Origin of the sequence: Gemella bergeri ATCC 700627, assembly GCF_000469465.1 — a bacterium.
GTDB lineage: Bacteria > Bacillota > Bacilli > Staphylococcales > Gemellaceae > Gemella > Gemella bergeri.
Genome location: NZ_KI271876.1, coordinates 16082 through 42365, shown reverse-complemented (window position 1 = coordinate 42365; position 26284 = coordinate 16082). Strand labels below are relative to the sequence as shown.

Genomic DNA, 26284 nt, shown 5'->3' with positions numbered 1-26284 from the left:
CATTGCTGTAATATTTGTAAAATAATATATGTATAAATTTACAACAAATAAAAGTAGCTAGTTATAAAGTTGTATAATTATTTTGGTTTGGGTAAAAAAATTTGTTATAATAATTATATTAAATATAGCGGAGGAATTGGCGTGAGAATATTGCATACAGCCGATTGGCATATTGGAAAAAAATTACAACGGATTAGTCTACTCGAAGATCAAGAGTATATTATTAATCAAATTATTAATCAAATAGAGAAATATCATCCGGAATTACTTATTATTGCGGGTGATTTATACGATAAGAGTATTCCGAGTAAAGAGGCGACGCATTTACTACAACAGGCACTTTCAGATATTAATATCAAACATAATTTACCGATTGTTGCAATTAGCGGTAATCATGATAATAGAGAGCGACTTTCGGTAGGAAAAGCGTGGTTCAGTCAGCATAATTTCTACTTACATACAACACTTGAGCAAAGTTTTAAAAAAATAACATTTGATAATGTAGATATGTATTTGTTACCATATTTTGAGCCGTATGAAGCAAGGGAGTATTTTAACGATAATACACTTGATACACATCATAAAGCGACTAAGAGAGTTATTGATGAAATATATAGTACCATGAATGAGAAGAATGTTAATATTCTTGTTGCACATACTTTTGTAGCCGGCAGTTTAGAAACCGACTCCGAACGTGAAATTTCTGTCGGTACTGTTGAAAATGTGGCTGTTGATGTTTTTGAAAAATTTGATTATGTGGCACTTGGACATCTTCATAATCCGAATGCGTGTAACGAAGAAAAAATAAAATATAGTGGTAGCCCGTTAGCATATTCATTTAGTGAAGCAAAACAAACAAAAGGGACAAGGCTTATTAATATTACGAAAAATTCATTTGAAGAACAGTTTTTACCGTTGGAACCACTACGAAAACTGTATAATGTAGTGGCAGATTATAACGAAGTAATGACTAAAGAGTTTCAAAATAACTTTAATTTTAAACATGATTTTTTTAGTATGGAACTTAGCGGATTGGACGGTATAACAGATCCGATGCCAAGAATACAGGCAATGTATCCCAATACACTGTTATTAAAGAAAAAAACAAAAAAAGAAAATAGCGAAAAAGAAAGTTTAACCAAAGAAATGTTATCAAAAACTCCGTTAGAACTTATAGAAAACTTTTACAAAGAAGAAGTTAGTGTAGAGCTTACAGATATTCAGAAAAAAACACTGGAGAATATTTTTAAGGTGGTGAATAGCGATGAAACCAATTAGATTAGAATTACAGGAGTTTGGACCGTATAAACATGAAGTAATAGAATGGAGTAAAATAATAAATGAACCGATATTTCTTATAACAGGTAAAACCGGTGCAGGTAAATCAACTCTGTTTGATGCAATGGTCTATGCGCTTTATAATAAAACTAGCGGTGGAAAGAATATCGATAGTTTACGCTCGAAAACTGCCGATGATAAAATTAAGACAAAGGTTATTTTTGATTTTGAGATAAGAGAAAAACGCTATCGTTTAGAAAGAACCCTAGCGTATCTTAAAAAAGGGAACAGATCGCTAACAGCCGGTAAAGTTGAATTTATGCAAATAAATGGAGATAATATAAAAGTTATTGCTAGTAAAGAAACAACGGTGAATGAAAAAGTAGTTGAATTATTAGGACTTGATGATAAACAATTTTGTCAAATTATAATTTTACCCCAAGGAGAGTTTAAAAAGCTGTTACTCTCAAAATCATCAGAAAAGGCTACAATCTTACGCTCATTATTTAATACTTATTTATATCAAAAATTTGTAGAAAAATTACAAAACTATGCTAAAGAATTAGCGAGTGAATATAAGGTAAAAGAAAAAGAATTGATAAATAGATTTAGTCATTTTAAATTTTCAAATAAGTTGGAAGAGGTAGAATATCTCCAAGAAAATAGTTTTGATAATTTAAAAGATGAGCTTAAAAAACAAGAAAAAGAAAAAAATAATTTAGATCAAGGCTTAAAAGAAAAAGAAGAGGAGTTTTTAAAACTTCAAAATAACTATTTAGAGTTAAGTAGAGTAGATGATAAGTTTATTCAGTTGGATAATTACAATAATGAATATAAAAACTTACAAGCTAAAGAAGAAAATATCACAAGCCTTAATCAAATAATAGAGAAATTAGAAGAATTAGAGAAAAATAAACATAAAATAGAGTTGTATTATACTTTGTTGGAAAAAATAAAGAGTGAAAAAAATAAAAGTGAAGAATTAATAGAGAAAAAAGCAAATTATATTAAGGAATTGGAGAATAATAATAATTTAGGAGATTATTTAAAGAGCATTGCCGAAACAAATAAAAAAGAATTAGAGTATGCAGAAGAAAGAGTCTATTTTTACAATAATATTAAAAGCTACAAAGAGGCATTTTTTGATGAAAAAAAATATCTTTTGGAGATTAGTAATTTAGAAGCTGATAAGAATAAACTTAGGGAATGTAAAGCAGGTTTGGAAGGACAAATCGCTAAACAAAAAGAAATAGAAGAAGATAATACCCTAGTAGAAAAAGAATTAAATAATATTAAGCTGGAAATTTTAAAGAAAGAATATGAAGTAGAAAATCTGGAAAATTACTATAAATTAATAGCAGAGATAGAAAATAAATTAAAAAAAGTTAAGGATTATAAATCTAAATTAGAAAGATTATTAATAACTAAAGAAGAGTTGGAAAATAAAGTAGATGAAATAGAAAAAAATAAAAATAGAGAATTAATAAATAATTTAGTGGAGCAACTTCATATTGGTGATGATTGTCCAGTTTGTAAGCAAAAGATAAAACATCTTCCTAAAAAAGAAAATGTAGTTCAGTTAGATTCTAATTGTAAAGATGAGTTGGAAAATATTACAAAAGAAATAATAAAATTGGAAACAACATTCCAAAAAAATAAAGAAGATATAGCTGAATTGGAGAAAAAATCCGGTGTGTTGAAAATAGGGATAAATAAACAAGCCGCCGAAGAGTTGGAAGAATTAAGTAATAACGAGAACATATTAAAAGAGAAAAGTGATAAAATAAAACAAAGTTTTAAAAAAATACAAAAAGCTGTAAATGAGTCAGAAAAAGAAATAGTACAATTAGAAGAAGTTTTGCAAAAAGAACAAAGCTATAAGGAAAAATTATTATCCGCTCAGATTAAAATAAGTCAATATAAAGAAAAAATAAAAGATAATGTTGATGATTTTGAAAAATATTATAATTCACTACTGGATAAAATAAAAGATTTTCAGGAAAAAGAAAAAATATATAACGAAACCAAAAATAACTTAGCACTCGTTGATGTTAAATTAGATTTTGAAATAAAAAATAATAAAGAGCAGTCTGAAAAGTTGGAAATTGACAAAAGTAAGTTAACTGAAGAATTTAATAATTCAAAATTAAAACACTACTACAATAATATTGAAATTGCCAATGATAATTTATCTGAAATAAAAAAATTAGAAGAATATCGTTTAACGGTAAACGAATATAATAACAACGTAAATATATTATTGAATAATATTGAGAGATTGGAAAAAGAACTATTAGGGCAACAACGCCCACAGTTGAAACAAATAAAATTAGAATTGGACAAAAAAGGAAATTCCTTAGAGGAAATAAAGAAAGAAGCGGTTGTTCTTGAAACAATTTTTAACGCAAATAATGAGTTGTATAATGCTTTACTAGGTGAATATAATATATGGAAAAAAGAGGTTGGTAACAGCAATGAAATTATCCATTTAAGCAATGTTATTAGTGGAAAAACCGATAATAAAAAATCTCTTGAAACATATGTTCAAGGTTATTATCTTGATCTGATATTAGAAGCCGGCTCAAGACGATTTTTAAAAATGAGCGAGGGACGTTACAGTTTTATAAGAAAATTAGAACGTCAAAAAGGTAATGGACTTCAAGGTTTGGATATAGAAGTATATGACGTTAATTCGAACAGTAACAGAGATGTTAGTTCTCTTTCCGGAGGTGAGTTATTTTTAGCTTCACTATCCCTAGCATTAGGACTTGCTGAAATTATTCAGCAAGAAAGCGGTAGTATTTCTCTTGAAACGATTTTTATAGATGAAGGGTTCGGTTCACTAGACAGCGAAACGCTCGATACCGCTATCTCAACTCTTATTGAATTGCAGTCATATGGCAGAAACATCGGAATAATATCCCATGTTAGTGAGTTAAAAGAACGGATACGAGCCGGAGTGGAAGTATATTCTGATAATAATTCATCAAAAGTAAAAATTGTAGGTATTTAATTTTACTAGGGTTATTCTTATATGAAAGATACCGAATTAAATGTGTAAAAATATAATATATAGGGTAGTGATATTCTTGAAATTAAAACTACTGCAGTAAAACCTTTTATCAGAATAACGAAAAAATAATTGAATTTGATATTTAAAATAACGGGAAATAATAACAATCTAATTTTAGCATTATGATACGTTTTCTAATTGAAATCTGATAAAAAAAGTGATAGAATGATAGATATAAAACGATTTCAAGGAGAAAACTATGGATATATCTAGGGAACATTTACGTTTATTATCAAATAATTTTAAAAATATTAATGAAACAATGAGAGAAATTATTAACCTTGAGGCGATTTTATCATTGCCAAAAGGGACAGAGCATTTTCTTAGTGATATTCACGGCGAATATGAGGCGTTTGACCATGTATTACGTAACGGTTCCGGTGTAATTAAAGAAAAATTAAAAGAAGTTTTCGGCAATAGATTACAACAAAAAGAGTTAAATTTATTGGCAACAATTATCTATTATCCGGAAGAAAAATTAAATATACTGAAAAAAGAATTTACTCAGATTGAGTATAAAGAATATCAAAAGATTTTGCTTTTACGTTTATTAGAAGTAACCCAAATAGCAGCACGTAAGTATACACGTTCAAAAGTAAGAAAAATTTTACCGAGTGATTTTAGTTACATTATTGAAGAATTGTTATACAAAATGCAAACACGTGATAAAGCTGTTTACTATGAGAAAATTGTTGAAAATATCATAGAATTGGGGGCGGGGGATAAGTTTATTATTGAACTTAGTTTATCTATTCATAAACTGATTATTGATCACTTGCACATAGTGGGTGATGTTTATGATCGTGGGCCTTATCCTGATAAAATCATGGATCGTCTGCTTAATTATCATTCTGTGGATATTCAATGGGGTAATCATGATATGTTGTGGATTGGAGCATATTGTGGCGATGCAATTACTATGGCGAATGTACTGAGAATTTGTGCGAGATATGATAATTTGGATATTATAGAAGACAGATATGGAATTTCTTTAAGAAGTTTATTAAATCTTAGTGAAACATATTATAAAGATGATCCTTGTAAGGAATTTATGCCGAAATTATCGAAAAATGATGAATTAAAATACAGTGAACATGAAATTATGCAAATAGCACGTATGCACAAGGCTATAGCGGTAATTCAGTTTAAATTGGAAAAACAGGCAATTGATACAAATCCGGAATTTAATTTAGGTAGTCGTGCTTTACTTGATAAAATAAACTTTGAGAAAAAGACGGTAGAGGTACGTGGGAAAACATATCCTATGACATCATGCAATTTTCCAACCGTTGATAGAAAAAATCCTTATAAACTAAATAAGGAAGAAGAAAAAGTAGTGAGAAAATTAAGAGAGCTATTTACCACCAGTGAGAAATTAAAAAAACATATTGAATTATTTATCAATAAAGGTGCGATGTATAAATGCTATAACGGTAATCTATTAATTCATGGTTGTATGCCGGTTGATGTGAACGGTAATTTCCAAACATTTACCTATAGAGGAGAAACTTATACAGGAAAAGCGATGTTGGACTTTTTTGATAAAAAAGTTCGTAGTATTTTTTACAGTAATGATCGAAGCGGTGATGGATTATTTTTCTATCTATGGCAAGGCGAATATTCTCCGCTCTTCGGTAAACGTGATATGACTACATTTGAACGTTACTTTATAGAACATAAGGCATCTCATGAAGAAGTGAAAAATGCTTATTATAAATTGCGTGATAATGAAGCATTTTGTATTAAGTTACTAAAAGAATTTGGATTGTCAGAAAGTGGGCATATTATTAACGGCCATACTCCGGTTAAAGAAATAAAAGGAGAAAATCCGATTAAAGCAAACGGACGTACTATTGTTATCGACGGCGGTATGTCACGTGCTTATCATAAAACTACGGGGCATGGCGGATATACATTGACTTATAATTCTTATGGATTACAGATTATGCGACATGACATATTTCAAAGTAAGAAAAAAGCTCTTAAAGATGAAACGGATATTGTGTCGACACGTCGTGTTGTTGATAAGAAAGTTGAGCGAAAAACAATAGCGGATACGGATACCGGTCAAGAGATGAAAATACAGATAGAACAGTTGAAAGTGTTACTTGATGCTTATAAAGATGGGACATTAGTAGAAAGATAATAAGGGTAAATATAAAAAAAAAACAAACAGTTGCGGAATAAATTGTAAAATTTATTTTTGCAGCTGTTTACTTTTATTGTATAATAGTATGTGAGGTGATGATATGAAAACAGTTAGCTTTGATAAGTTAAAAAACATGCTGAACAATAGAACTGATAGATTGAATTTGTCGGATATTATATTGAAAAATTGTGATTTAAGTAACTATGATTTAAGCAATATTGACTTTTCAAATTCTAATTTTATTAATGTTTGTTTAGATAATGTTAATTTTACAAACAGTAGTTTGAAAAATTGTTTGTTAGATGATTGTTCATTAAAAAATGCTAATTTTAAAAATTCTAACCTACAGACAGCTTCACTTCGTCGGGCAAATTTAGAAAGAGCGAATATTAGCGGAGCAAATCTATATGGTGCGATTTTAGAAAATGCCAATTTAAAAGATATAAAATTTGATAATATGACTAAAAACTTTACATTACATTGTCCTGAAGAGGGGGCATTTATCGCTTATAAAAAATGTATTAATAATTTAATAGTAAAGTTATTAATACCCGGCGATGCTAAAAGAGTATCATCAACGATGAATTGTTGTAGATGCGACAAAGCTAAGGTTTTAGAAATAAAAAGTTTTGACGGAACGAAGCATTACGATGAAGCGTGGTCGACCGTTGATAATGACTTTTGTTATAGGTTAGGGGAATGGGTTTTTGCTAAAAATTTTAATGAAGATCGTTGGTATGATTCAACAGGTGGTATTCATTTTTGGATGAGTGAAGAAGAGGCAAAAGCGTATTAAGATATAAATGGAATAATTTATTATCCATAAAAATTTTATAGTTGGATATAGGAAAAATTACTAAGGAGGAATAATGTGAGGGTAGTTTTACTTTGTAGATATGATGGGAGCGGCTACCACGGTTTTCAAATTCAACCGAATAATAATACCGTTCAAGCAGAAATAGAACAGAGTTTAAAAAAAATACACAAAAAAGATGTGCGTATTTATATGAGTGGGCGTACCGATAGTAAGGTGCATGCCTACGGTCAAGTGTTGCATTTCGATAGTGATCTGAATATTTCGAGCGAAGCATGGAAAAGAGCAATAAATGCCAATTTACCTAAAGATATTCGTATTGTATCTGCGATGCTAGCGGATAATGATTTTCATGTGAGATATGATAGTGTAAAAAAAACATATCTTTATAAATTATATATCGGGAAAGAAGTGGATCCTCTGTTAATTAATTATGTAGGACATCAACCTTTTAATTTTGATTTAGAAAAAGCACAGAGTACAATACAATATTTTTTAGGAGAACATGATTTTACCTCATTTTGTTCAAAAAACAGCAGTGTCGAAGACAAGATACGAACAGTTTATGATTTTTCTATAGAACGTGACAGTTTGAATGATAATATAATTAATTTTGAAATTACCGGTAATGGTTTTTTATACAATATGGTAAGGATTATTGTTGGGACTGTAATAAATGTTGCAAATGGAAAATATGAAGCTGAGTATATTGAAGAAATATTTAAAAAACAGGATAGGCAATTTGCCGGAGCACGTGCTGACGCACAAGGTTTATATTTAAAATGTGTAGAATACAATAATGAAGTTGTTAATAGATTTATAAAAAATGCTTTAAAATATTATAAATAAGGAGTTACTTAAAAATTGTAATTTCATAAAAGTAGATTTTTTCAGGTAGTTTTCTGTTAGGGTTGTTAGATTTAGGAAAAGTTCTTTAAAATATACTTTCAAATCATTGAACAGTTACATCTGGCTACTAATAAGTAGATTCTATCAGGGTTTTTAGCTCTTATGGTGGCTACCGGTAAGATAAAAAGAAGCAGTTTTTATGAATAAATTTATTAATGTATTAACTATTAATGAATTTAGAAAAGGAGTATAAGGAGTATATAGTATGGATAATAAAATAAAAGATTTTTTGATTAAAAATAATGTTAGATTTATTACAGCTGATGATGACGAGAAAATAGCAAAAATTATCAAAACGAGCTTAGAAAAAGAAAAGTTGGATATTCCGGGAACGGCATATTTTGATCCGGAGTTAAATCATTTAAGTAGATATTATAATATTAATTCATACAGAAGAGCGTATTTTATTATAATGGATGATAATAATGAAATACTGGGTGGAGTAGGAATTGCCGAATTTTTCGGTTTTAAAGACTGTGCAGAAATTCAAAAATTATATTTAACTTCTAAATCAAAAGGGAGGGGACTTGGGAAACATCTTATGAAAGTCGCAGAAGATTATGCGAAATTAGTAGGATATAAGCGACTTTATTTGGAAACATATTCATCTTTAGTTCCGGCAATAAAATTATATGAATTATTAGGTTTTAAACAGATAGAAAAACCGGAAGTAATTTTACATAGTACCATGGATTATTTTTTCCTTAAAGAAATTTAAAATAAGATAAAAATTGGTTTGGGGTATTAGGAGTAATAGAATTAGGGAGAACATTTAATCACTGTTTTGGTGTAAAAGGTTTTTCTTAATTCTTTTTTATCGAAAAAATTGAGTGAGAGGGGATATTTGAGAAAAATTCTAAAATATTATATTGATATTGGAAAAAATAAATCAGAACTTGTTATGTCATTAAAAAATAAATTTACTATTTTTAAAGAAATTAAAAATACCGGATATTTTGTTTTTTACAGAATTTTAATTTTGTAACCGGTACTAAAGTTTGAGAAATATAAAGAAATTTGGTATAATAAAATGATATTGTTAAGGCAAGGACATAAAAATGATAAAATTTGATAATGTAAGTTTTATATACAATAACACTAAAAAAAAAGTATTGAAAAATATTACTTTTGAGATAGAAAAGGGCAGTTGGTTAACCGTCCTTGGAGAAAATGGTAGTGGTAAATCAACATTAATGAAATTAATTTATGGGCAGAATGTTGCAAGTAGCGGTAATATTTTTCTAAATGATAAAAAATATTCAAAAGAAATCCTAAATGACATTCATAGTAAAATAGCGGTTGTATTTCAAAATCCTGATAATCAATTTGTAGGTAGCACCGTTGAAGAAGATATAGCCTTTGGACTTGAGAATAATAATATTCCTCGTGAAAAAATGGATATGATTATTGACGAAGTTTTGGAGATTGTTGATATGAAAGAATATCGAAAATCCGAACCGACAGCATTATCCGGCGGACAAAAACAGCGTGTTGCGTTGGCATCTGCTCTGGCACTTAAACCGCAATTATTAATATTGGATGAGGCGACAAGTATGCTTGATCCGGGGGCAAGAAGTTATATATTAAAGTATATAAAAAAAATTAACAAAGAGCAAAAATTGACGATTATTTCGATAACGCATGATGCGGAAGAAAGCATCTATTCTGATAATATAATTATTTTAAAAAAAGGTGAAATAGTATATAAAGGTGATTATAATAATTTATATAATAATGCCCAAATATTGGAAAATTATCATTTAGAAGTACCCTTTTTTGAGAAATTTAAACGAGACCTGAATGAATATACAAATAGCGATATATTTACAGTAACAGACGGTGAAAAGAGCGTGGTAGATAAGTTATGCAAATTAGTTTTAAAAATGTAGATTATAATTATAATGAAAAAACCCCTTATGAAAGAAAGGTACTAAAAAATATCAATATAGATATACAAGACGGTAGTTATACTGTTATTGTAGGTAAGACGGGCAGTGGAAAATCGACGCTAATAGAACATATAAACGGTTTATTAGTACCAAGCACAGGAGAGGTTACGGTCGGTACGACAGTATTAAGACAAGCTAAAAATAAAAAAGAACGTAAAGAACTGGCAAAAACATTGCGTAATCTTAGAGAACAAGTAGCTGTACTTTTCCAATTTTCCGAACAACAGCTATTTGAAACAACTGTGTTAAAAGATATTATTTTTGCTCCGTTAAACTATGGTGTTGACGAACGGACAGCGATAAATCGTGCAAAAAGATTAATTAATTTGGTAGGACTTAGTGAAGAGTATTTGGATAAATCACCATTTGAGCTATCCGGCGGAGAGATGAGAAAAATTGCTCTTTGCGGCGTTTTGGCACTTAAACCTAAAACACTGATACTTGATGAACTGACGGTGGCACTTGATTATAAAAGCAGAACAGAGATTATGAGACTTATAAGTAAATTAAAAGAACAGTTAAATATGACAATTGTCCTAGTAACGCATAATATGGAATATGTGCTTGAGTATGCCGATAAGGTATTTGTAATGAAAAAAGGTGGAGTAGTGTTTAGCGGAAGTGCGGAAGAACTTTTTACCAATAAAACGATATTAACGGAAAACGCACTGGAATTGCCGGAAGTATTAAAAATGTATAATAAATTAAAAAATCAGGGAATAGACATAGGGTTATTTCCGAGAAAATATTCCGATTTAACAATGGGCATAAAATTATTACTGGAAAGGGCTAAAGATGAATAATTCATTAATTAGTAAATATATACCGCTAGGAACAGTTATTCATAATTTAGATCCACGACTAAAACTGTTTTTTGTAACCGTGTATTTAGTTGATGTATTTATAGCAACTGATATTATAGAATTTTTGATATTATTTATAATATTGATAATAAGCGTATACTTATCTAAAACAACATTAAAACAATTAATATTCAGTATTAAATCGGTTAGTGTATTAATATTTTTTACATCATTAATACACTTGGTGTTTAATAGAACGGGGGAAAGGTTAATTGACTATCACGGTTTTGTATTATACGGCGGTGCATTGTACGGCATAATACTTATTACCTGTCGTTTTTCATTGGTAGTAATGATTATGATAGTCTTTATGATGACAACTTCACCGACGGAAATTACCCACGCAATAGAAAAAAGTCTTGGATTTTTGAATAAAATTGGTATACCTATTTCGACTTTTGCTTTGGTTTTATCTATTTCACTGCGTTTTATTCCAACGATTTTGGAAGAAGCTAATAGAATAATTAATGCTCAAGTATCACGAGGCTCAGATTTTAATGAGGGGAACATACTCCAAAAAACAAAAAAATTTATTCCTATACTTATCCCGTTGTTTATAGCCACTCTTAAAAGGGCTGATGAACTGGCGACGGCAATGGAAGTGCGGGGATATAATACAACAGCTAAAAGAACACGATACAAGGTATTACATTATCAAAAATATGATTATTTAAGCTATGTATTAATTATAGCTATTACAATATTTATAGTGATATTATGACTTTTGTTTATTAAAATAATTAGCCCGAATTTCACCTAACAATGTAAGGAGAATATATGGAAACGGAAATAATTAATATAAATACAAGCACTGATAAAGAGAGTATTTATAAAAAATTAAAACAATATTATAATGAAAATAAATTAGTTGCTATTCCGACAGAAACGGTCTACGGGTTAAGTGCCGATGCAACTAAAGATGAAGCGGTTGGGAAAATTTATACTGCTAAGGGTAGACCGAGTGACAATCCGCTTATTATTCATTTTTATGAAATTAGCCAGTTGGATAATATTGTTGATTATTCAGATGAACGTGTAAAAAAATTAGCAGAGTATTTTTGGCCCGGTCCGATGACCCTTATTTTAAATGCAAAAGTTAATAACAATATATCAAAAAAAGCTAGTGCAGGGTTAGAAACGTTAGCGGTAAGAATGCCGTCGAATAAAACAGCACGAAATATTTTAAAAGAAACGCGCATATTACTTGCAGCACCGAGTGCTAACACCAGCGGGAAACCGTCACCGACACGTTTTTCGCACGTTTACCATGATTTGAACGGGAAAATAGAGGTAATAATCGAAGATGAACAAGCGGAATTTGGGTTAGAAAGTACGGTGATTGATTGCACACGGACACCGCTCGTTATAGCAAGACCCGGAGAGATAACAAAAGAAAATATTGAAGCTGTATTAGGTATTGGTAGTGTAAAATATAATGACGAAATAATGACTGAAACTAAAATCCCAATAGCACCGGGAATGAAGTACCGACACTATTCGCCGGAAGCGGAACTTATAGTTTATCATGATACTTTAGATAAATTAATAGAATATTTAAAAACAAAAAATAAAAAAACAGGGTTAATAACTTATAGTAATAATGAAAAAAAAGTAGAGCACTTACCGGTAGTAGTAAAATTTCTTGCGAACAACGAAAAAAATATTGAACAATCGAATAAAAATTTATATAATATTCTAAGAGAGTTTGATAATGAGAAGGTAGATGAAATATATATGCTACCTATAAAAGAAACTAAAGAAAACGTAGCTTTGCTTAATAGACTTAATAAAGCGATTAGTAAAAAGTAATTAGGAGATTAGTAATGAAAAAACTATATGTGGTAATACCTTGTTATAATGAAGAAGAGGTATTAAACGAAACGGCAAAACGTTTAGAAGTAAAAATGAACACTATGATAGAAGAAAACTTGATTGCCGAAGATAGTCGAGTTGTCTTGGTGAATGACGGTTCAAAAGATAAAACATGGGAAATGATAGAAAAATTACACAAAAATAACCCATTGTTCAGCGGAATAAATTTAAGCCGTAATCGTGGGCATCAAAATGCACTTTTAGCCGGACTTATGACGGTAAAAGATTATTGTGATGTGAGTATTTCAATGGATGCGGATCTTCAAGATGATATTGATGCAATGGATAAGATGATAAAAAAATATTATGACGGTTGTGATATTGTTTACGGAGTACGTTCAGCTCGAACAACTGATACATTTTTTAAACGTTTTACAGCAGAAGCCTTTTACCGTATAATGGAAAAATTAGGAGCTAATACGGTGTTTAACCATGCTGATTATCGTTTAATGAGTAAACGTGCTTTGGAAGGTTTGGCAGAATTTAAAGAAGTTAATTTATTTTTACGCGGTATCGTTCCTATGATTGGGTATCCAACAGATGTTGTTACTTATGAACGTGCAGAGCGTTTTGCAGGGGAAAGTAAATATCCGTTGTCAAAAATGCTTGCATTCGCTTTTGAAGGAATTACATCATTGTCTGTAAAATTAATTCGTTTTATTACAGTCGGTGGAATGTTGATGATTTTTATAGCGGTGATTGTATTTTTCTATACATTATACAGCTATTTTGCAGGTTCGGCACGTCCGGGATGGTCAAGTACAATGATTTCAATGTGGTTTATCGGAGGAATGATTATGATTTCTCTAGGAATTGTCGGCGAATACGTAGGAAAAATTTATCTTGAAACAAAAGAGCGTCCACGCTTTATTGTTGAAAAATTTTTAAACGAAGAAACAAAGGAATAATCTATGAGTAAGGAAATACTATCTAAAATTGCTAATTTTTTAATAAAAGTAATAGCTATTATATTCTTTTTATTAATGGGATTTAATACACTGTTAGTATTAACAAAAACAGCAACATTTCCAAGAGATTATCAAGAAACATTATATTATAAACAGGACAATACTATACTAAATATTATTTTTCTCGTAATATTTAGTATAGTTATCTTAATGTGTACAAAATACCTAAAAAAAATTATTAGTGTAAAGCGTTTGGTACTTATTGTAATGATTTATGCTTTTATAATGAGTATATTATTTGCAATTTTACGACGTGATTACGTGCAGTTTGATCCGTTTAATATTATTGATCAAACAAATAACTTTATTCGTGGTAATTATAGTGGACTCGATAAAGGAAATAATTATTTGTATATATACTCACACCAAATAACGACTATTTTTGTATTCCAAATAATACTTAGTCTTTTTGGAAGGGCGACATTTATTTTGTATATTATGCAAAGTTTTTCGATAAGTTTTATCATAATGATGTTATATAAAATATCTAATATATTATTTGATGATGAAGATACAAATTATCTTGTAGTTATTCTTAGTGGATTGTGTTTTCCTTTAATTTTTTATGTAGCATTTGTTTATGGTATATTGCCGGGAATGTTTTTAACACTTGTAGCTTATTATTATTTTATAAAGTACACAAAGCAAAAACAATGGTATATGTTGGTAATCAGCTTATTTGCACTTAATTTTTCGATTATTTTGATAGGTAATAATATCATTCATATGCTGGCTATTTTTAGTGTTGCGGTAGTATATTTTATTAAGAAAAAAGATAAAAAAATGCCATTATTTATTATTTCATGTCTTTTTGTAATGATGGCAGGTAAAAGTGTTATTTATAATTATTACGAGGTAAAATCACAAAGAGAAATTTCTGATGGGGTAAATAAAATAACTTGGATTGCTATGGGTATGCAGGAAGGGGAAAGAGAGGCCGGTTGGTGGAATAAATTTAATTATGATATTATGCCGGAAGAGGACTATAACGATGAGAAAATAAAAGAAATCGCAAAAAATTCTATTAAACAGAGATTAAATGTTTTTAAAGAAAATCCTAGTTATGCACTGGATTTTTATAAGAGAAAATATGAAAATCAATTTATAGAACCGACGTTTCAAAGTTTATTGGTGACAGCACCACAGCGTAATTTTGACAGTGAAACGCAACTGGAAAAAGTTAAAGACTTTTTCGTTAAACAGATTTACTTTAATGAAACACATAGTTTCTTAAACCTTTTAATGAAAATATTTCAAGTGTTTGTTTATATATTCACATTTGTTTTTTCGGTAGTAATATATAGACGTAAACAGGAAGTATATGCACTTATACCGATAGCGTTTGTAGGTGGGACACTATTTCATATGATTTGGGAAGCGAAGAGCAGATATGTTTTTCCATATTTTGTTTTTCTTCTACCCCTAGCAGCTTATGGATTAGTTGTCGTTAAAAATAAAATATTAACATATAAAAAATAAAAGAGGAACAAAATGAAAAAAGTAATGTGTAGCGTTTTTATAATCGCAACTTTAAGTTTAATGACTTCACAGCTTAATACAGAAATCGTTTTTGCCAATGATATTTACGTTCCGTTTGGTAAAAAGAATTTCTCAAAGGAAGAAAGTGGACAAATAATAGACTTTGAAGATTTGAATTTAAAAGAATCATTATTAGAATATTATAAATTTCATATTGATAAAAATTATAAAGGAAAAGATATTACGGTAGGGATGATGAAACAATTTACAAGTTTGTCATTACCGTGGATGAATATTTTTTCGTTAAAAGGACTGGAATATGCAACAAATTTAAAAACATTAAACCTATCTAATAATTTTATTGAAGATTTATCACCACTCGAAAATCTCAAAGAAATAGAAGATTTGAATTTAACTAATAATAAAATAAAAGATACCAAAAGTTTGGCACAGTTAAAAAAATTAAAACAATTATCATTAAGAAAAAATTTAATGAATAATTTAGATTTTCTTAATGAATTAAGTATAGAGTCGCTGGACATTTCAATGAACGGAGCTTTAAAAGATTACGTCCCGAATAATTTAAGACTGGACAATATAAGAAGTTTAAATATTTCAGGAATTGGTTTTGACAATATAACATTTTTAAAAAATGCGAAAAAATTGGAAAGTTTGATTGCAGCAGAAAATACGATAAAAGACTTAACACCGCTTGAGGAGTTAATTAATATAAGAATTTTATATTTAGATAGAAATAATATAATAGATATAAGTCCACTAAGAAAATTAGAAAATTTGGAAGAGTTATTATTATACAAAAACAGTATTGAAGATATAAGAGCGTTGTACGGTAAGAAATATTTATATCGTCTAATGCTTAATGATAATTTAGGATTAAAAGATATTTCTCCATTAGCTACCGCAGGTAATCTGGCAAGCTTGGATATTTCCAATACATCGGTGGAAGAAATAAAACCGTTAAATGATTTGAAATATATTTATTATGTTGCGGTAAAAAATACAAAAATCAGCAATAACGACTTGGAAAAATTTGAAGAGCATAACAAGGTTGTTAAAAAAAATAATAATATTGATAAAAAAATCGAAGTTATAAAAACGGAAGCATCAAAGTATTTCAGTATTAAAAATTATATATTTATGTTTATAATAGTATTAATAACACTGACAGGAATACGAAGCTATTGGAGAAAAAATAAATAAGGAGGTGATTTTATGGCAATGTCTATAAATACCAAAGTAGTTTACAATACCAAGGCTAATTTTTTATCAGGTGGAATAGGCAATAAACATGGTGATATTTTGGTAGGAGATAAAGCTATAGAATTTTATAATCATCGCAACCCTGAAGACTATATCCAAATACCTTGGGAGCAAATCGAAAGGGTAAGAGCACAAATATTTTTCAAAGATAAATATATTCGAGGATTTTTTATAGACACTAAAAAAGATGGTAGTTTTAATTTTGTAGTAAAAAATGCCGGAAAATGCCTTAAAGAAATGAGAGAATTTATCGGCAATGAAAAAATAGTCAGAAACAAGCCTTTAATTTCGTTGAGAAAATTATTTAAAAAAAATAACCAAAAGTAGTTTTGGCTGTTCCTTTTGAAAAAGGATAAAATAGTTTCAGGATTAGCCCAAGTTAGTTGTGGGCGTACAGATACTACTAATCATTACGGAAATATTTGTAAAAAATATATATAAGAATATTGACAAAAGAGTGATAAAATGATAATATGTATTTGTACCAACTAGTAGGTACAAATACTTTCTTTTATATAATTTCTAATTTATTCTATGATTGATTTTATCGAACATAAGAATATTCTACAAGGTTAACCCGATGGCAGTCGTTTTATATGACTGTCATCCTTTTTATTTAAGATATTTATTCTTTAATAAATTCAAATTATCTTTGAAAACATTTATGTCTTGTGTTGCCTTAAGGAGAAGAGTGTTTCCTTGGATTACGGCAATAATAAATTTTGCCTCGTTAAAAGCTACACCATAAGTATCAAAACGGTTGTTATTTAATCTCATTAAATTTTTTGCGATTAAATCAGCTAAAGTAAGTAATAAATCTCTTAATAAAGTTCTAAAATATTCTTCTTTAGCAGAAAATTCGACAATTAGATTCCCTATATGACAACCATGAAATATCGGTTTTCCCGATTCTTGTGCCTTAGAAAACCAATCAATCATATCGCAAAATATTTTATCAGGATTATTATCGCTCATTAAAATAGGTTTAAAAAGTTTTTGTTCCCACTCAGAAATATTTAACTCAATAATTTTTAAAGCTATATCATGTTTTGATTCGAAATAATGATAAAACTGTCCCTTACCGATATTAGCGGCTACTAAAATATCATTGACAGAAGTTCCGGCGTAACCATTTTCGTAAATAAGATCTCGTGCAGTTATTAAAATTTTCTCTTTCGTGTTCATACAATTCCTCTTTTTAAATAGTATATACTATTTTTATTGTAGCAGTAATTTTCAGCATAGTAAAGTTTAAAGAACTACATTTTTTACAATAAAACATAATGGAGTACAAATGAGAGTGATTTTAAAAAATTATTGAGAGCATAATTTTACTTTTGAATTGGAAAATTATTAGATATAAGAAAATACATATTTTTATAGATAAAAACCGTTAAAAAAACCTAGAAATTTTCTAGGCTTTTAGTATTACCAGCTAATAACAGTTTTATCTCTAATCTGTATATCAGCATCAAAAATGGTATTTAGCAGTTTTGTATCATAAAATTCACTTGCTTTATCTTGTTTCACTACCGTGCCGTTATGCAATGCTATAATATTATCACTGTATGTCAACGCTTGGTTAATATCATGAAGCACCATAATAATAGTTATACCGAAACGTGCATTTAACTCTCTTACCAATGTCATAATTGATTTTTGATATTTAATATCAAGAAACGTTGTCGGCTCGTCAAGTATTATAATATCGGTGCTTTGAGCAAGGCACATCGCAATATAAACACGTTGTAATTGACCACCGGATAAAGCATCAACACGTTTATCTTTATAATCGGTAAGATTAGTTTGTTCCAATGCAAAATCAATTTTTTCTATATCTTCCGGTGTTTTTCTGTAGAAAAAGATATTCTGATATGGAAGTCGAGCAAAGCTGACCATGTTATAGACCGTAATTTCTTTAGGAGTTTCATTTTTTTGATAAACTATGGAAAGCGTACTTGCCAGTTGTTTTAAAGAATAGTTTTTTAATTCTTTGTTATCCAAGAGAATACTGCCACTGTGATAAGGAAGATTTTTTGCCAGTATTTTAATTAAAGTGCTTTTACCACAACCATTTTTGCCGAGTAGGGTGGTAATTTTTCCTTTTTCAATAGCTAATGACAGATTATTAAAAATCATGGTGTCATTATTATATTTGAATGATAAATTATTAATTTCAATAATATGTTCCATTAGTTAACACCCCTTTTAACAAGAATAATAAATGCAGGGCCACCAATAATCATCATAATTAGATCCGCAGGAATTTCTACAGGGGCAAACACCACACGTCCTAAAGTATCAAAGAGCAGTAATACAAATGCACCTAAAACAGCACTAAAAGGTATTGTGTAGAGATGATTACGCCCGATAATAATTTTTGCGATATGCGGTACTATAAGTGCTAAAAATACTAAAACACCGGCAACCGCAGTTGCAACAGATGCAAGTGCTACTGCAACAAATGAAATAAGTAAACGTATATTGTTAATGTTAATTCCGAGTGAAGCGATAATATTGTCATCAAGTGTAAAAATATTACATAGTTTTGCTAAAAACAAACTGATAATTAATAACACCGGAATCCATATTAAAAGAAGTCGCACATCTTCCCAGTTTTTGGTTCCAAGAGCGACGGTTTTAGAAGCTGATGATGTAGACGGGCTTGATTGAGTAATATATTGTATGCTACTTAATATTCCTGTAAAGAAATAACTGATAGCAATACCGATAAGAATGATTTTGACATTATTTTTAGTATGACCCGCAAGGTAATAGATAATAATAAACCCAATTATCCCCCCTATGATAGAAAAAACTGTTTTAAACATTAATAATTGGGGGAACAGACCAATACCAAGATATAAAAATAAATTAGCCCCGCTGGATACTCCAATAATACTTGGATCAACGAGCGGATTTTTTAAGACGGTTTGAAGCAGTAAACCACTAACACCAAGAGCCGCTCCCACCAAAATCGTAATAACAATACGAGGGAAACGTACGTCTACAATAGCATTAACATTAGCGTATTTATTATTAAAAATTCCAACAACAAGTTCATAAACGGTCGCCTTAATACTACCGCTGTTTGCAGAAACAAATATTGTTGCCAGCAATAACAAGACAAGAATAATAAAAGAGATTATTTTTTTATTACGCAACATAACTTCCTCCTTTCTAAATGCGAATAAATAAAGTTGATTGTAAAGATTTATAAATATAATTTAGTAATTATTAGGAAAAATCCGGAAGAGGCATATGCTACTTCCGGATTGGTAACATTAGTTTCCATAAAATACTTGGTATAAGTTATTAAGACCTTTTTGATAGTCATATGTAGCGGTCATACCGAATATAGAATTATCAAGGTCAATTACTTTATTATTTTTAACCGCATCGAAGTGCGACCAACTTTTATTTGTTTCAAATTCCTTTTTGAACATTTCCATTACAGTTTCAGGCATAGCATGTGCAGTACGTAAAATGTAATCCGGTTTTTCATTAAGTGCAGTTTCTAAGTTTAATTGTGTAAATTCTTCAGAGCCTTTAATAATATTTTCTCCTCCCGCAAGTTTTACTAAATTACCCACATATGATTTTTCGGTAGCAGCCATGTAACTGCCGGGTAATCCCATTAAAACTAATACTTTAGGTTTCTTCTTATCGGCTATTTTTTTATTAAACTCTGCAAAAAATGTATCATGTTCTTTTTTTAGTTGGTTAAATTTTTCAGTTTTTCCAAACTCTTTAGCTAAATCTTCTGTTACAGAATATAAACCGCTGACACTACGAATATCGACAAATTTGTAAGGAATATTATTTTTTTCAAATCCTTCTTTAATCCAATCTTGTAAACTATCAGGTGAATAAACGATTGACGGATTTATTGATTTAATTACTTCCATATTCGGATTCATAGGCAAGCCGATTTGAACGGTATTTTCATATCTTTTTGGCATATGACCTAATCTTGTTGTAGGAATACCCGCAAGTTTAATATCAAGAACATCTGCAACTTGACAAAGAGCAACAGAATCCATTACAACACGTTTACCGTTTTCTTCTTCGGATTTTTTATCTTTGTTAACTCCCGTAAGGTCAATAGTTTCATTAAAAGCCTTATCAGCAATATTCGGATCATCTCCGGTTGTGTTACCGTTCTTGTTAGAAGAACAAGCAGTTAAAATCAGTGAAAAACTTAAAAGAATCGTTAATAATAGTGATAATTTTTTTTTCATGTTTATATAACCTCTTATTCGTTCTCTTTTGTGATTTCTTCGGTAGGATTTTCGGTGACTACATTATTTTTACGTTTTTTAATGCCAATGAAGATGCCGGCGATTATTACAAGAACAACAGCTCCACCTCCAAGATAGTACGGTAGGTAATTTTTTTCTTTTATTACTTCCATATCAAGATTATCGTTTCCGTTTTGAATAGTATCGGTGTTTACTTCAACGAAAAATCTAACCGGACGGTTCATAGGTTCTACGTACATTTGAACCATTGCTAAGAAGTTTTCGTTCGGTACTTCGAAACGATAGTCAACATAGCTGTCTTTATATTGTTCAATATTAACTTTTGTTTCGGAAGCTGTAACTTGTTTAAATTCTCCGTCTTTTTGCAATACTTTAATAAATGGTCCTTGTTCTTTACTACGTTGTACCCAGTTCATTAAGTGAATTCGAACGGTAGCATATAATTTTCCGTCTTTAGTTCTTTGTAATAAGGCTTTAGACCAACGTTTTTCTCCGCCCGCCTTTTGATTTTTAAGTGCATCGTTTAAGTTTCCGCCGGAATTAACAGGAGAAATAACCCCTTGAACCATACCTTCGCCGATTGCGGCATTTTTAGTTCCGCCGTCAGCAGTAATTCCGGTTAATGGACTTAGATAAGAACCTGTTATATCAAGGTTATAAACACCGGTGTTTTTAGTTTTTTGATCTTCTTTAAAATAATCTTCTAATTTTTTAGTAACAAATCCTTCCGGTGCTTTATTTTCATCCTTTTTCTCTTCTTTTTTATCTTTATCGGCATTACTATCTTCATTATCTGAAACCTGTTTTACAGCTGACCAGTTAAATTTTATAATAGCATTTTGAGAAGCGTCGCCACCCATAATTTTATTCATAGCATCAACAGAAACTCTAACTCCGACTTTATCGGGTTTAGCAGTTCCGAAGTCAAAACTTAGATTGCTAGGGTAGGTACTGGTTCCGCCGTCAAGGTTAGTATCGTTATAGGTGCTTACGACAGAAGCCGGAGTTAATTTACCGGAAAAAATTGGTGAAGAATAAATGCTTAATGACAGTAAATGACCGTGCATATTATTAAAATCCATCGGAACGAATTGAACCGTAATTGTTGAGGTGTTATTATCATGAACCTTAACGGTAGCCTTAGGAGCCAGTGCTTTATTTCCCATTGATAAACGCCCGGTATTTTCAGAATGCCATAACTCAATCGGAACACTATAAACTTTATCTTCAGCTTGAACTTTATGATTTAACTGAACACTACTTGATGTTACAATAAAAGCTAAAGTAGTAATTGTTATTGCAACAAATTTCAATATTTTTTTCATTATTATTACTCACTTTCTAAATAAATATATCTTTTCAAAAATAAAAAGCGGGAATAAATTTTCCCGCTTTTAAAGTTAGTAGTAACATGCCAAAATAAGAGCGGGGCTACTAACTATATTTAATTATTATTTTTGTTTTCTTCTACCAAGTAAAACAGCACCCATTAATGTAATAGCACCTGCTAATAGTGAAGAAGATGTTTCTAAACCGGTTCTAGGTAGTATACCGTTATTAGAACCTCCTCCCGGTTCACCGCCACCAACTGGAGCTTCACCTTGACGTTCAGTTGCTTTTGACCAATCTATCGCTAGGATAGCGTTTTGTTTACCGCCTCCCGGCATAATGTTTTCCATAGTTTGAACATACACAGCAACAGGAACGTTTGTTAATTTTTCCTTACTTGTAAAGTGAACTTGAACTTGATTGTTAGGACCTCCGGTACGTGTTACAGGATATTCAACCCCTTTAACCCAGAAGCGTTTGATACCATCGGTAAATGATTTTCCACCAAATGGGAAAGTTAAATCTTTGAATTTAACAATATAGTGATAAGTATCACCATCTTTATATACAACGATTCCGTCTAAAGCGGGATTACCCATAGAAGGTCTACCTTGTTCATAAGCGTGCATCAATTTAACTGTGACATTATCAAAGTAAGTTACCATATTTTTTTGTGGTTGTTTTTGTTGTACAACTTTTGTACCAACTTCAATTACTTCATTAACAGGTTGTTGCGTAACGGCTTCCGATTTAACAGTTTTGGTTTGAGTACCGTCAGCTTTAGTAACTACTGTATAAACAACAGTTTTAACACCTTTTTTACCCGGTGTTTTAACTTTTTCGGTTCCTTTTTCAAGATTAGGGTTTTCTACTTTTGTAGTTTTATATGGAATTTCTTCAGTTTTTGTTTCTTCAGAAATAAGATCATTTATTGAAGAAGGGACTTTTGAAGTATCAAAGGTAAGTTTTGCTTTTTGACGACCGCCTCCCGGCATAATTTGTTCCATAGCATTAACAAATACTTCTACATCAAAAGAACTTTTAAGTGCAGGACTCGTAAATTCTACTTGAACAGGGTTTATAACCTTAGGATCAGGATAAGTTATAGATTTAAGAGGTATTTCTTTTCCTTCAACCCAGAATTTTCTGATTCCGTCACTCATTCCTAAAAATGTGATATCTTTTAGTATTACAGTATATTTGAATTGATTACCCACTTTTTGTACGGTGGCTTTTACCATAGCAGCATTACCCATAGAAAGCTTATTGGGTGTATAATAGTTCATCAGTTTAACAGGAATATCATACACGGCTGAACTAGGTGTATTTTCAGCAGCTGTTGCTACTTTTGCAGGTAATTGCACATTAGAAAGTTCGGTCACTGATAATGTGGATACAATAACAGCGGCAGAAAAAACTTTTAATAGATTATTTTTTTTCATATCTATTATCTCCTTTTATTTTTTATATTTTATTTAACTTACCTATTATTATAGTATAAAAATAACAAAAAATAAAGTAGTAAATGATAATCATTATTAATTCTTTTAGTATCTTTAATTTAAAAAATATTAGAGTAATGTAAAATTTACACTACTCTAATAAAATTATTTACTACTTATTAATTTTTCTACGAAGAACCAATGCAGAAAGAAGAGTTAAGAAACCAAGTCCGGTAACGGTAGCGGTTGCAACGCCGGTATTAGGTAATACTTTTTTATTAGTTGAATTATTACCGATAGAATTTTGATTATTTAAGTTATTGTTGTTAAACTGAGAATCTTTATCCTGTTTTTTATCTTTTTCTTTATCGGAAGTTTCTTGTTCAACTTTTTTATTATCTTCTTTAGTATTATTTTCTTGTTTATCCTGTCCTTTAGGCAGTTTGTTTTCATCTTTAATGCTAGGTTTCTGTTCTTTTGGAAGTTTATTATCTTCTTTGGCATTAGGAACTTGCTCCTTAGTTAAAGGAGTAGCTTTAGACCAGTCGAATGATAGACGTGCCGGAGTGTTTGCATGGAATAATTTTCCACCAACGGTAATATCCATAGTAATAGGAACAGTAGCTAATTTTTCAGAGCTGGTGAAGTGATATTGTTTTTCATGGTCATCACCGCCAAGGTCTTTAACTTCCGCCTCTTTACCATTAACTGTAAGACGGCTCACACTACCTACAATAGGTCCTACATGTAAGTCTTTGAATGTTACGTAGTAGTGATAGATATTGCCGATTTTTTCAACACGAGTTTTTTCGCTAACTAAAGCCGGATTACCCATAGAAAGATTATCGGTATTGGCATTAAGCAGTTTAGCCGGAACGCTATTATAAGGACTGTCAGCTTTTTCTACCGTAGGGAAGTTTAAAGCTAAAGTAGTTTCCGTCGTTCTATCTTCATAACGGGGTTTTGCACCGGCTTTTACCCTTACATTAACGACAACATCTAGCTGAATTTTGTCCAATAAACTATCGGTAACAATTTTACCCTCATATAATTTAGTAGCTGAATCTACTTTGGTAAGTGTTATTTCTTTACCTTTATAATAAATTTTAGAAAGGGTAAACGGTTTGTTACGAAGCAACATATTAGATGATGTTCCTTCTTTTACTTGGAAAGTATATTGATATTTATCTCCAACTTTTTCAACTTTTACGTCTTTAATAAAGGCGTTAGAGTAGATAGAAGATTCGTTACGATCTCTCCCGTTAAGTTCTCCTTTTACTGTAGTCGGGAAAGTGTTGGGAACTTTGTTGGCTTCAGCTTCGTGGTCTTTAGCAATAGGTTTAGCCGGGGTAGGTTCTTCTTTAGGTTTTTCCGGTTTTGCAGGTTTAGTAGGCTTAGTAGGTTTTGGAGTAATCGGTTCAGTAGAACCGTCTTTTTCAACAATAGGTCTGTCTTCCCATTTACGAGCAGTTTCATAATATAGTTGCAATGTGACGAAATGAGACATATCACGTCCGTCCGGATATTTAGAAGTACCGTCTAATTGAATTTTATCCAATAATTTATCTGATGTAATAGATGCTTCTTTAATACGTTGTTTTTCGCTTAATGTTTTTAATTCCAGCACCTTATCCTGATATATGATTTTACTTAATTCAAAATTATAAAATTCTCCACCGACATCGGTAATTCCCGGTTTAATTCTAAATGTATATTTGTATTTATTACCAATTTTTTCGACTTTAACATTGTTATCTAATGCCGGTTCATATAGTGACGGTTCATCATTATTGTTTGCATTTCTTAGATGCCCTTGAACATTAAGTGGAAATTCTTTTTTTACAGTTTTTGAATCAATCTCTCTGTCTTTATTCGGATTTTTATATGTAGCAGCCTCGTAGCTATCAGCTGTAACTTTTTTACCTTCATCATTTTTTAAGTTTTTACCATCTTGTTTAGAGATAGTCGAAGTAGCAGCGGTAGTTTGTGCTTTCGGGGTGGTGTTAGGTTTGTTTACTCCCGTTGTAGCGTGGATAGCACTATCTTCCGCAGCGTATGCAAGTTCGTCCTGACTGTAGGCTTCAATGGCTGCTATTGCAGAGAAAATTGCCGTAGCAGAAAGAACTTTTAATAATGTGTTGTTTTTCATATTGATAAATCTCCTTATTTATATGTAATCGATTTTAAAAAAATCGCTAAGCAATATTATATTATAAAATCTGTAAAAAATAAAGAAGAAAATAATAATCATTCTTAATTTATTTAAAAAAATATATAATTTCAGCAAAATATAAGGATATTATCTTTGTTTTATTATAAAAATAAAGATAATTATCAGCAATTTAAGTGATATATAAAAATAAATAAAACGATTGCATTAAGATTGACATTTTAAAAAAAGTCTGTTACGATAGGGTGGTAAATTAAATATAAGCACTAGGGGTGCCTTTAGGCTGAGATAACGAATGTTAGACCCTTTGACCTGAACTAGATAATGCTAGCGTAGGAAATGTGATGAAAATTTGTCTTTTTATGTAAATATTAATACACTTTTTAACTCCCATGCACTACGTTTGGGAGTTTTTTAGGTTGTGTTTATAATCAAATAAAATACTA

General features: G+C 30.3%; 21 protein-coding genes and 1 riboswitch. Of the genes, 14 read left to right on the top strand and 7 right to left on the bottom strand.

Annotated elements, in window-relative coordinates; genetic code table 11:
- Positions 1 to 141 precede the first annotated feature (141 nt).
- The 14 genes from HMPREF1983_RS07515 (at position 142) to HMPREF1983_RS07450 (ending at position 16962) form a co-directional block, all read left to right on the top strand.
- Positions 142 to 1278: an exonuclease SbcCD subunit D gene (locus HMPREF1983_RS07515; protein WP_040461342.1), complete on the top strand. Its 1137-nt coding sequence runs from the start codon at positions 142 to 144 to the stop codon at positions 1276 to 1278.
- Entirely contained in the window at positions 1265 to 4291 is a 3027-nt protein-coding gene (locus HMPREF1983_RS07510) for an AAA family ATPase (RefSeq protein WP_021753730.1), read from the top strand. Before HMPREF1983_RS07515 ends, HMPREF1983_RS07510 begins: the two co-directional genes overlap by 14 nt.
- Positions 4292 to 4550: 259 nt before the next feature.
- Positions 4551 to 6497, top strand: a complete 1947-nt coding sequence (locus HMPREF1983_RS07505; protein ID WP_021753729.1) for a fructose-bisphosphatase class III — start codon at positions 4551 to 4553, stop codon at positions 6495 to 6497.
- A 103-nt stretch (positions 6498 to 6600) separates the two neighbouring features.
- Positions 6601 to 7296 (top strand): pentapeptide repeat-containing protein, encoded by a 696-nt coding sequence (locus HMPREF1983_RS07500; protein WP_021753728.1) that lies wholly within the window; start codon positions 6601 to 6603, stop codon positions 7294 to 7296.
- Positions 7297 to 7371: 75 nt separating this feature from the next.
- Positions 7372 to 8163 carry a tRNA pseudouridine(38-40) synthase TruA gene (gene truA, locus HMPREF1983_RS07495; RefSeq protein WP_021753727.1) on the top strand — a complete coding sequence of 264 codons (792 nt, stop codon included), beginning with the start codon at positions 7372 to 7374 and terminating at the stop codon, positions 8161 to 8163.
- Between the two features lie 265 nt (positions 8164 to 8428).
- On the top strand, positions 8429 to 8941 hold the full coding sequence (locus tag HMPREF1983_RS07490) for a GNAT family N-acetyltransferase (RefSeq protein ID WP_021753726.1): 513 nt from the start codon (positions 8429 to 8431) through the stop codon (positions 8939 to 8941).
- Between the two features lie 340 nt (positions 8942 to 9281).
- Positions 9282 to 10112: an energy-coupling factor transporter ATPase gene (locus HMPREF1983_RS07485; RefSeq protein ID WP_021753724.1), complete on the top strand. Its 831-nt coding sequence runs from the start codon at positions 9282 to 9284 to the stop codon at positions 10110 to 10112.
- Positions 10088 to 10975, top strand: a complete 888-nt coding sequence (locus tag HMPREF1983_RS07480) for an energy-coupling factor transporter ATPase (RefSeq protein WP_021753723.1) — start codon at positions 10088 to 10090, stop codon at positions 10973 to 10975. Before HMPREF1983_RS07485 ends, HMPREF1983_RS07480 begins: the two co-directional genes overlap by 25 nt.
- A complete protein-coding gene (locus tag HMPREF1983_RS07475; protein ID WP_021753722.1) occupies positions 10968 to 11756 on the top strand; it encodes an energy-coupling factor transporter transmembrane component T family protein in 789 nt (262 codons plus the stop codon). The genes HMPREF1983_RS07480 and HMPREF1983_RS07475 overlap by 8 nt, the downstream gene beginning before the upstream one ends.
- Positions 11757 to 11812: 56 nt before the next feature.
- The gene (locus HMPREF1983_RS07470) at positions 11813 to 12844 is read left to right on the top strand and encodes an L-threonylcarbamoyladenylate synthase (RefSeq protein ID WP_021753721.1); all 1032 of its coding nucleotides are present in this window, start codon (positions 11813 to 11815) and stop codon (positions 12842 to 12844) included.
- A 14-nt stretch (positions 12845 to 12858) separates the two neighbouring features.
- The gene (locus tag HMPREF1983_RS07465) at positions 12859 to 13815 is read left to right on the top strand and encodes a glycosyltransferase family 2 protein (protein ID WP_021753720.1); all 957 of its coding nucleotides are present in this window, start codon (positions 12859 to 12861) and stop codon (positions 13813 to 13815) included.
- A 3-nt stretch (positions 13816 to 13818) separates the two neighbouring features.
- Entirely contained in the window at positions 13819 to 15354 is a 1536-nt protein-coding gene (locus HMPREF1983_RS07460) for a hypothetical protein (protein WP_021753719.1), read from the top strand.
- Between the two features lie 12 nt (positions 15355 to 15366).
- Positions 15367 to 16575: a leucine-rich repeat domain-containing protein gene (locus HMPREF1983_RS07455; RefSeq protein WP_021753718.1), complete on the top strand. Its 1209-nt coding sequence runs from the start codon at positions 15367 to 15369 to the stop codon at positions 16573 to 16575.
- 12 nt (positions 16576 to 16587) lie between these two features.
- On the top strand, positions 16588 to 16962 hold the full coding sequence (locus HMPREF1983_RS07450; RefSeq protein WP_021753717.1) for a DUF956 family protein: 375 nt from the start codon (positions 16588 to 16590) through the stop codon (positions 16960 to 16962).
- A 285-nt stretch (positions 16963 to 17247) separates the two neighbouring features.
- On the opposite strand, the gene HMPREF1983_RS07445 is transcribed toward HMPREF1983_RS07450, so the two are convergent.
- The 7 genes from HMPREF1983_RS07445 to HMPREF1983_RS07415 all read right to left on the bottom strand — a co-directional run bounded on the left by HMPREF1983_RS07445 (position 17248) and on the right by HMPREF1983_RS07415 (position 25817).
- The gene (locus tag HMPREF1983_RS07445) at positions 17248 to 17820 is read right to left on the bottom strand and encodes a TetR/AcrR family transcriptional regulator (protein WP_021753716.1); all 573 of its coding nucleotides are present in this window, start codon (positions 17818 to 17820) and stop codon (positions 17248 to 17250) included.
- Between the two features lie 243 nt (positions 17821 to 18063).
- Positions 18064 to 18828, bottom strand: a complete 765-nt coding sequence (locus HMPREF1983_RS07440) for an ABC transporter ATP-binding protein (protein ID WP_021753715.1) — start codon at positions 18826 to 18828, stop codon at positions 18064 to 18066.
- Complete coding sequence (locus HMPREF1983_RS07435) at positions 18828 to 19802, bottom strand: FecCD family ABC transporter permease (RefSeq protein WP_021753714.1); 975 nt, start codon at positions 19800 to 19802, stop codon at positions 18828 to 18830. The genes HMPREF1983_RS07440 and HMPREF1983_RS07435 overlap by 1 nt, the downstream gene beginning before the upstream one ends.
- Positions 19803 to 19919: 117 nt before the next feature.
- Entirely contained in the window at positions 19920 to 20876 is a 957-nt protein-coding gene (isdE, locus tag HMPREF1983_RS07430) for a heme ABC transporter substrate-binding protein IsdE (RefSeq protein WP_021753713.1), read from the bottom strand.
- A gap of 14 nt (positions 20877 to 20890) precedes the next feature.
- Complete coding sequence (locus HMPREF1983_RS07425; protein ID WP_021753712.1) at positions 20891 to 22222, bottom strand: heme-binding Shp domain-containing protein; 1332 nt, start codon at positions 22220 to 22222, stop codon at positions 20891 to 20893.
- A 126-nt stretch (positions 22223 to 22348) separates the two neighbouring features.
- Positions 22349 to 23668: a G5 domain-containing protein gene (locus HMPREF1983_RS07420; RefSeq protein ID WP_021753711.1), complete on the bottom strand. Its 1320-nt coding sequence runs from the start codon at positions 23666 to 23668 to the stop codon at positions 22349 to 22351.
- Positions 23669 to 23840: 172 nt separating this feature from the next.
- Entirely contained in the window at positions 23841 to 25817 is a 1977-nt protein-coding gene (locus tag HMPREF1983_RS07415; RefSeq protein ID WP_021753710.1) for an LPXTG-motif protein cell wall anchor domain protein, read from the bottom strand.
- Positions 25818 to 26096: 279 nt separating this feature from the next.
- Positions 26097 to 26195, top strand: a riboswitch (TPP riboswitch).
- The last annotated feature ends 89 nt before the right edge of the window (positions 26196 to 26284 follow it).

Bases quoted from the DNA above. Each gene is read 5' to 3' on its own strand.
- HMPREF1983_RS07440 (WP_021753715.1), bottom strand. From the start codon at position 18,828: ATGGAACATATTATTGAAATTAATAATTTATCATTCAAATATAATAAT.
- HMPREF1983_RS07510 (WP_021753730.1), top strand. From the start codon at position 1,265: ATGAAACCAATTAGATTAGAATTACAGGAGTTTGGACCGTATAAACAT.
- HMPREF1983_RS07500 (WP_021753728.1), top strand. From the start codon at position 6,601: ATGAAAACAGTTAGCTTTGATAAGTTAAAAAACATGCTGAACAATAGA.
- HMPREF1983_RS07420 (WP_021753711.1), bottom strand. From the start codon at position 23,668: ATGAAAAAAAATAATCTATTAAAAGTTTTTTCTGCCGCTGTTATTGTA.
- HMPREF1983_RS07445 (WP_021753716.1), bottom strand. From the start codon at position 17,820: ATGAACACGAAAGAGAAAATTTTAATAACTGCACGAGATCTTATTTAC.
- HMPREF1983_RS07460 (WP_021753719.1), top strand. From the start codon at position 13,819: ATGAGTAAGGAAATACTATCTAAAATTGCTAATTTTTTAATAAAAGTA.
- HMPREF1983_RS07485 (WP_021753724.1), top strand. From the start codon at position 9,282: ATGATAAAATTTGATAATGTAAGTTTTATATACAATAACACTAAAAAA.
- HMPREF1983_RS07505 (WP_021753729.1), top strand. From the start codon at position 4,551: ATGGATATATCTAGGGAACATTTACGTTTATTATCAAATAATTTTAAA.
- HMPREF1983_RS07455 (WP_021753718.1), top strand. From the start codon at position 15,367: ATGAAAAAAGTAATGTGTAGCGTTTTTATAATCGCAACTTTAAGTTTA.
- HMPREF1983_RS07450 (WP_021753717.1), top strand. From the start codon at position 16,588: ATGGCAATGTCTATAAATACCAAAGTAGTTTACAATACCAAGGCTAAT.
- HMPREF1983_RS07425 (WP_021753712.1), bottom strand. From the start codon at position 22,222: ATGAAAAAAATATTGAAATTTGTTGCAATAACAATTACTACTTTAGCT.
- HMPREF1983_RS07480 (WP_021753723.1), top strand. From the start codon at position 10,088: ATGCAAATTAGTTTTAAAAATGTAGATTATAATTATAATGAAAAAACC.
- HMPREF1983_RS07475 (WP_021753722.1), top strand. From the start codon at position 10,968: ATGAATAATTCATTAATTAGTAAATATATACCGCTAGGAACAGTTATT.
- isdE (WP_021753713.1), bottom strand. From the start codon at position 20,876: ATGAAAAAAAAATTATCACTATTATTAACGATTCTTTTAAGTTTTTCA.
- HMPREF1983_RS07465 (WP_021753720.1), top strand. From the start codon at position 12,859: ATGAAAAAACTATATGTGGTAATACCTTGTTATAATGAAGAAGAGGTA.
- HMPREF1983_RS07415 (WP_021753710.1), bottom strand. From the start codon at position 25,817: ATGAAAAACAACACATTATTAAAAGTTCTTTCTGCTACGGCAATTTTC.
- HMPREF1983_RS07470 (WP_021753721.1), top strand. From the start codon at position 11,813: ATGGAAACGGAAATAATTAATATAAATACAAGCACTGATAAAGAGAGT.
- HMPREF1983_RS07490 (WP_021753726.1), top strand. From the start codon at position 8,429: ATGGATAATAAAATAAAAGATTTTTTGATTAAAAATAATGTTAGATTT.
- HMPREF1983_RS07435 (WP_021753714.1), bottom strand. From the start codon at position 19,802: ATGTTGCGTAATAAAAAAATAATCTCTTTTATTATTCTTGTCTTGTTA.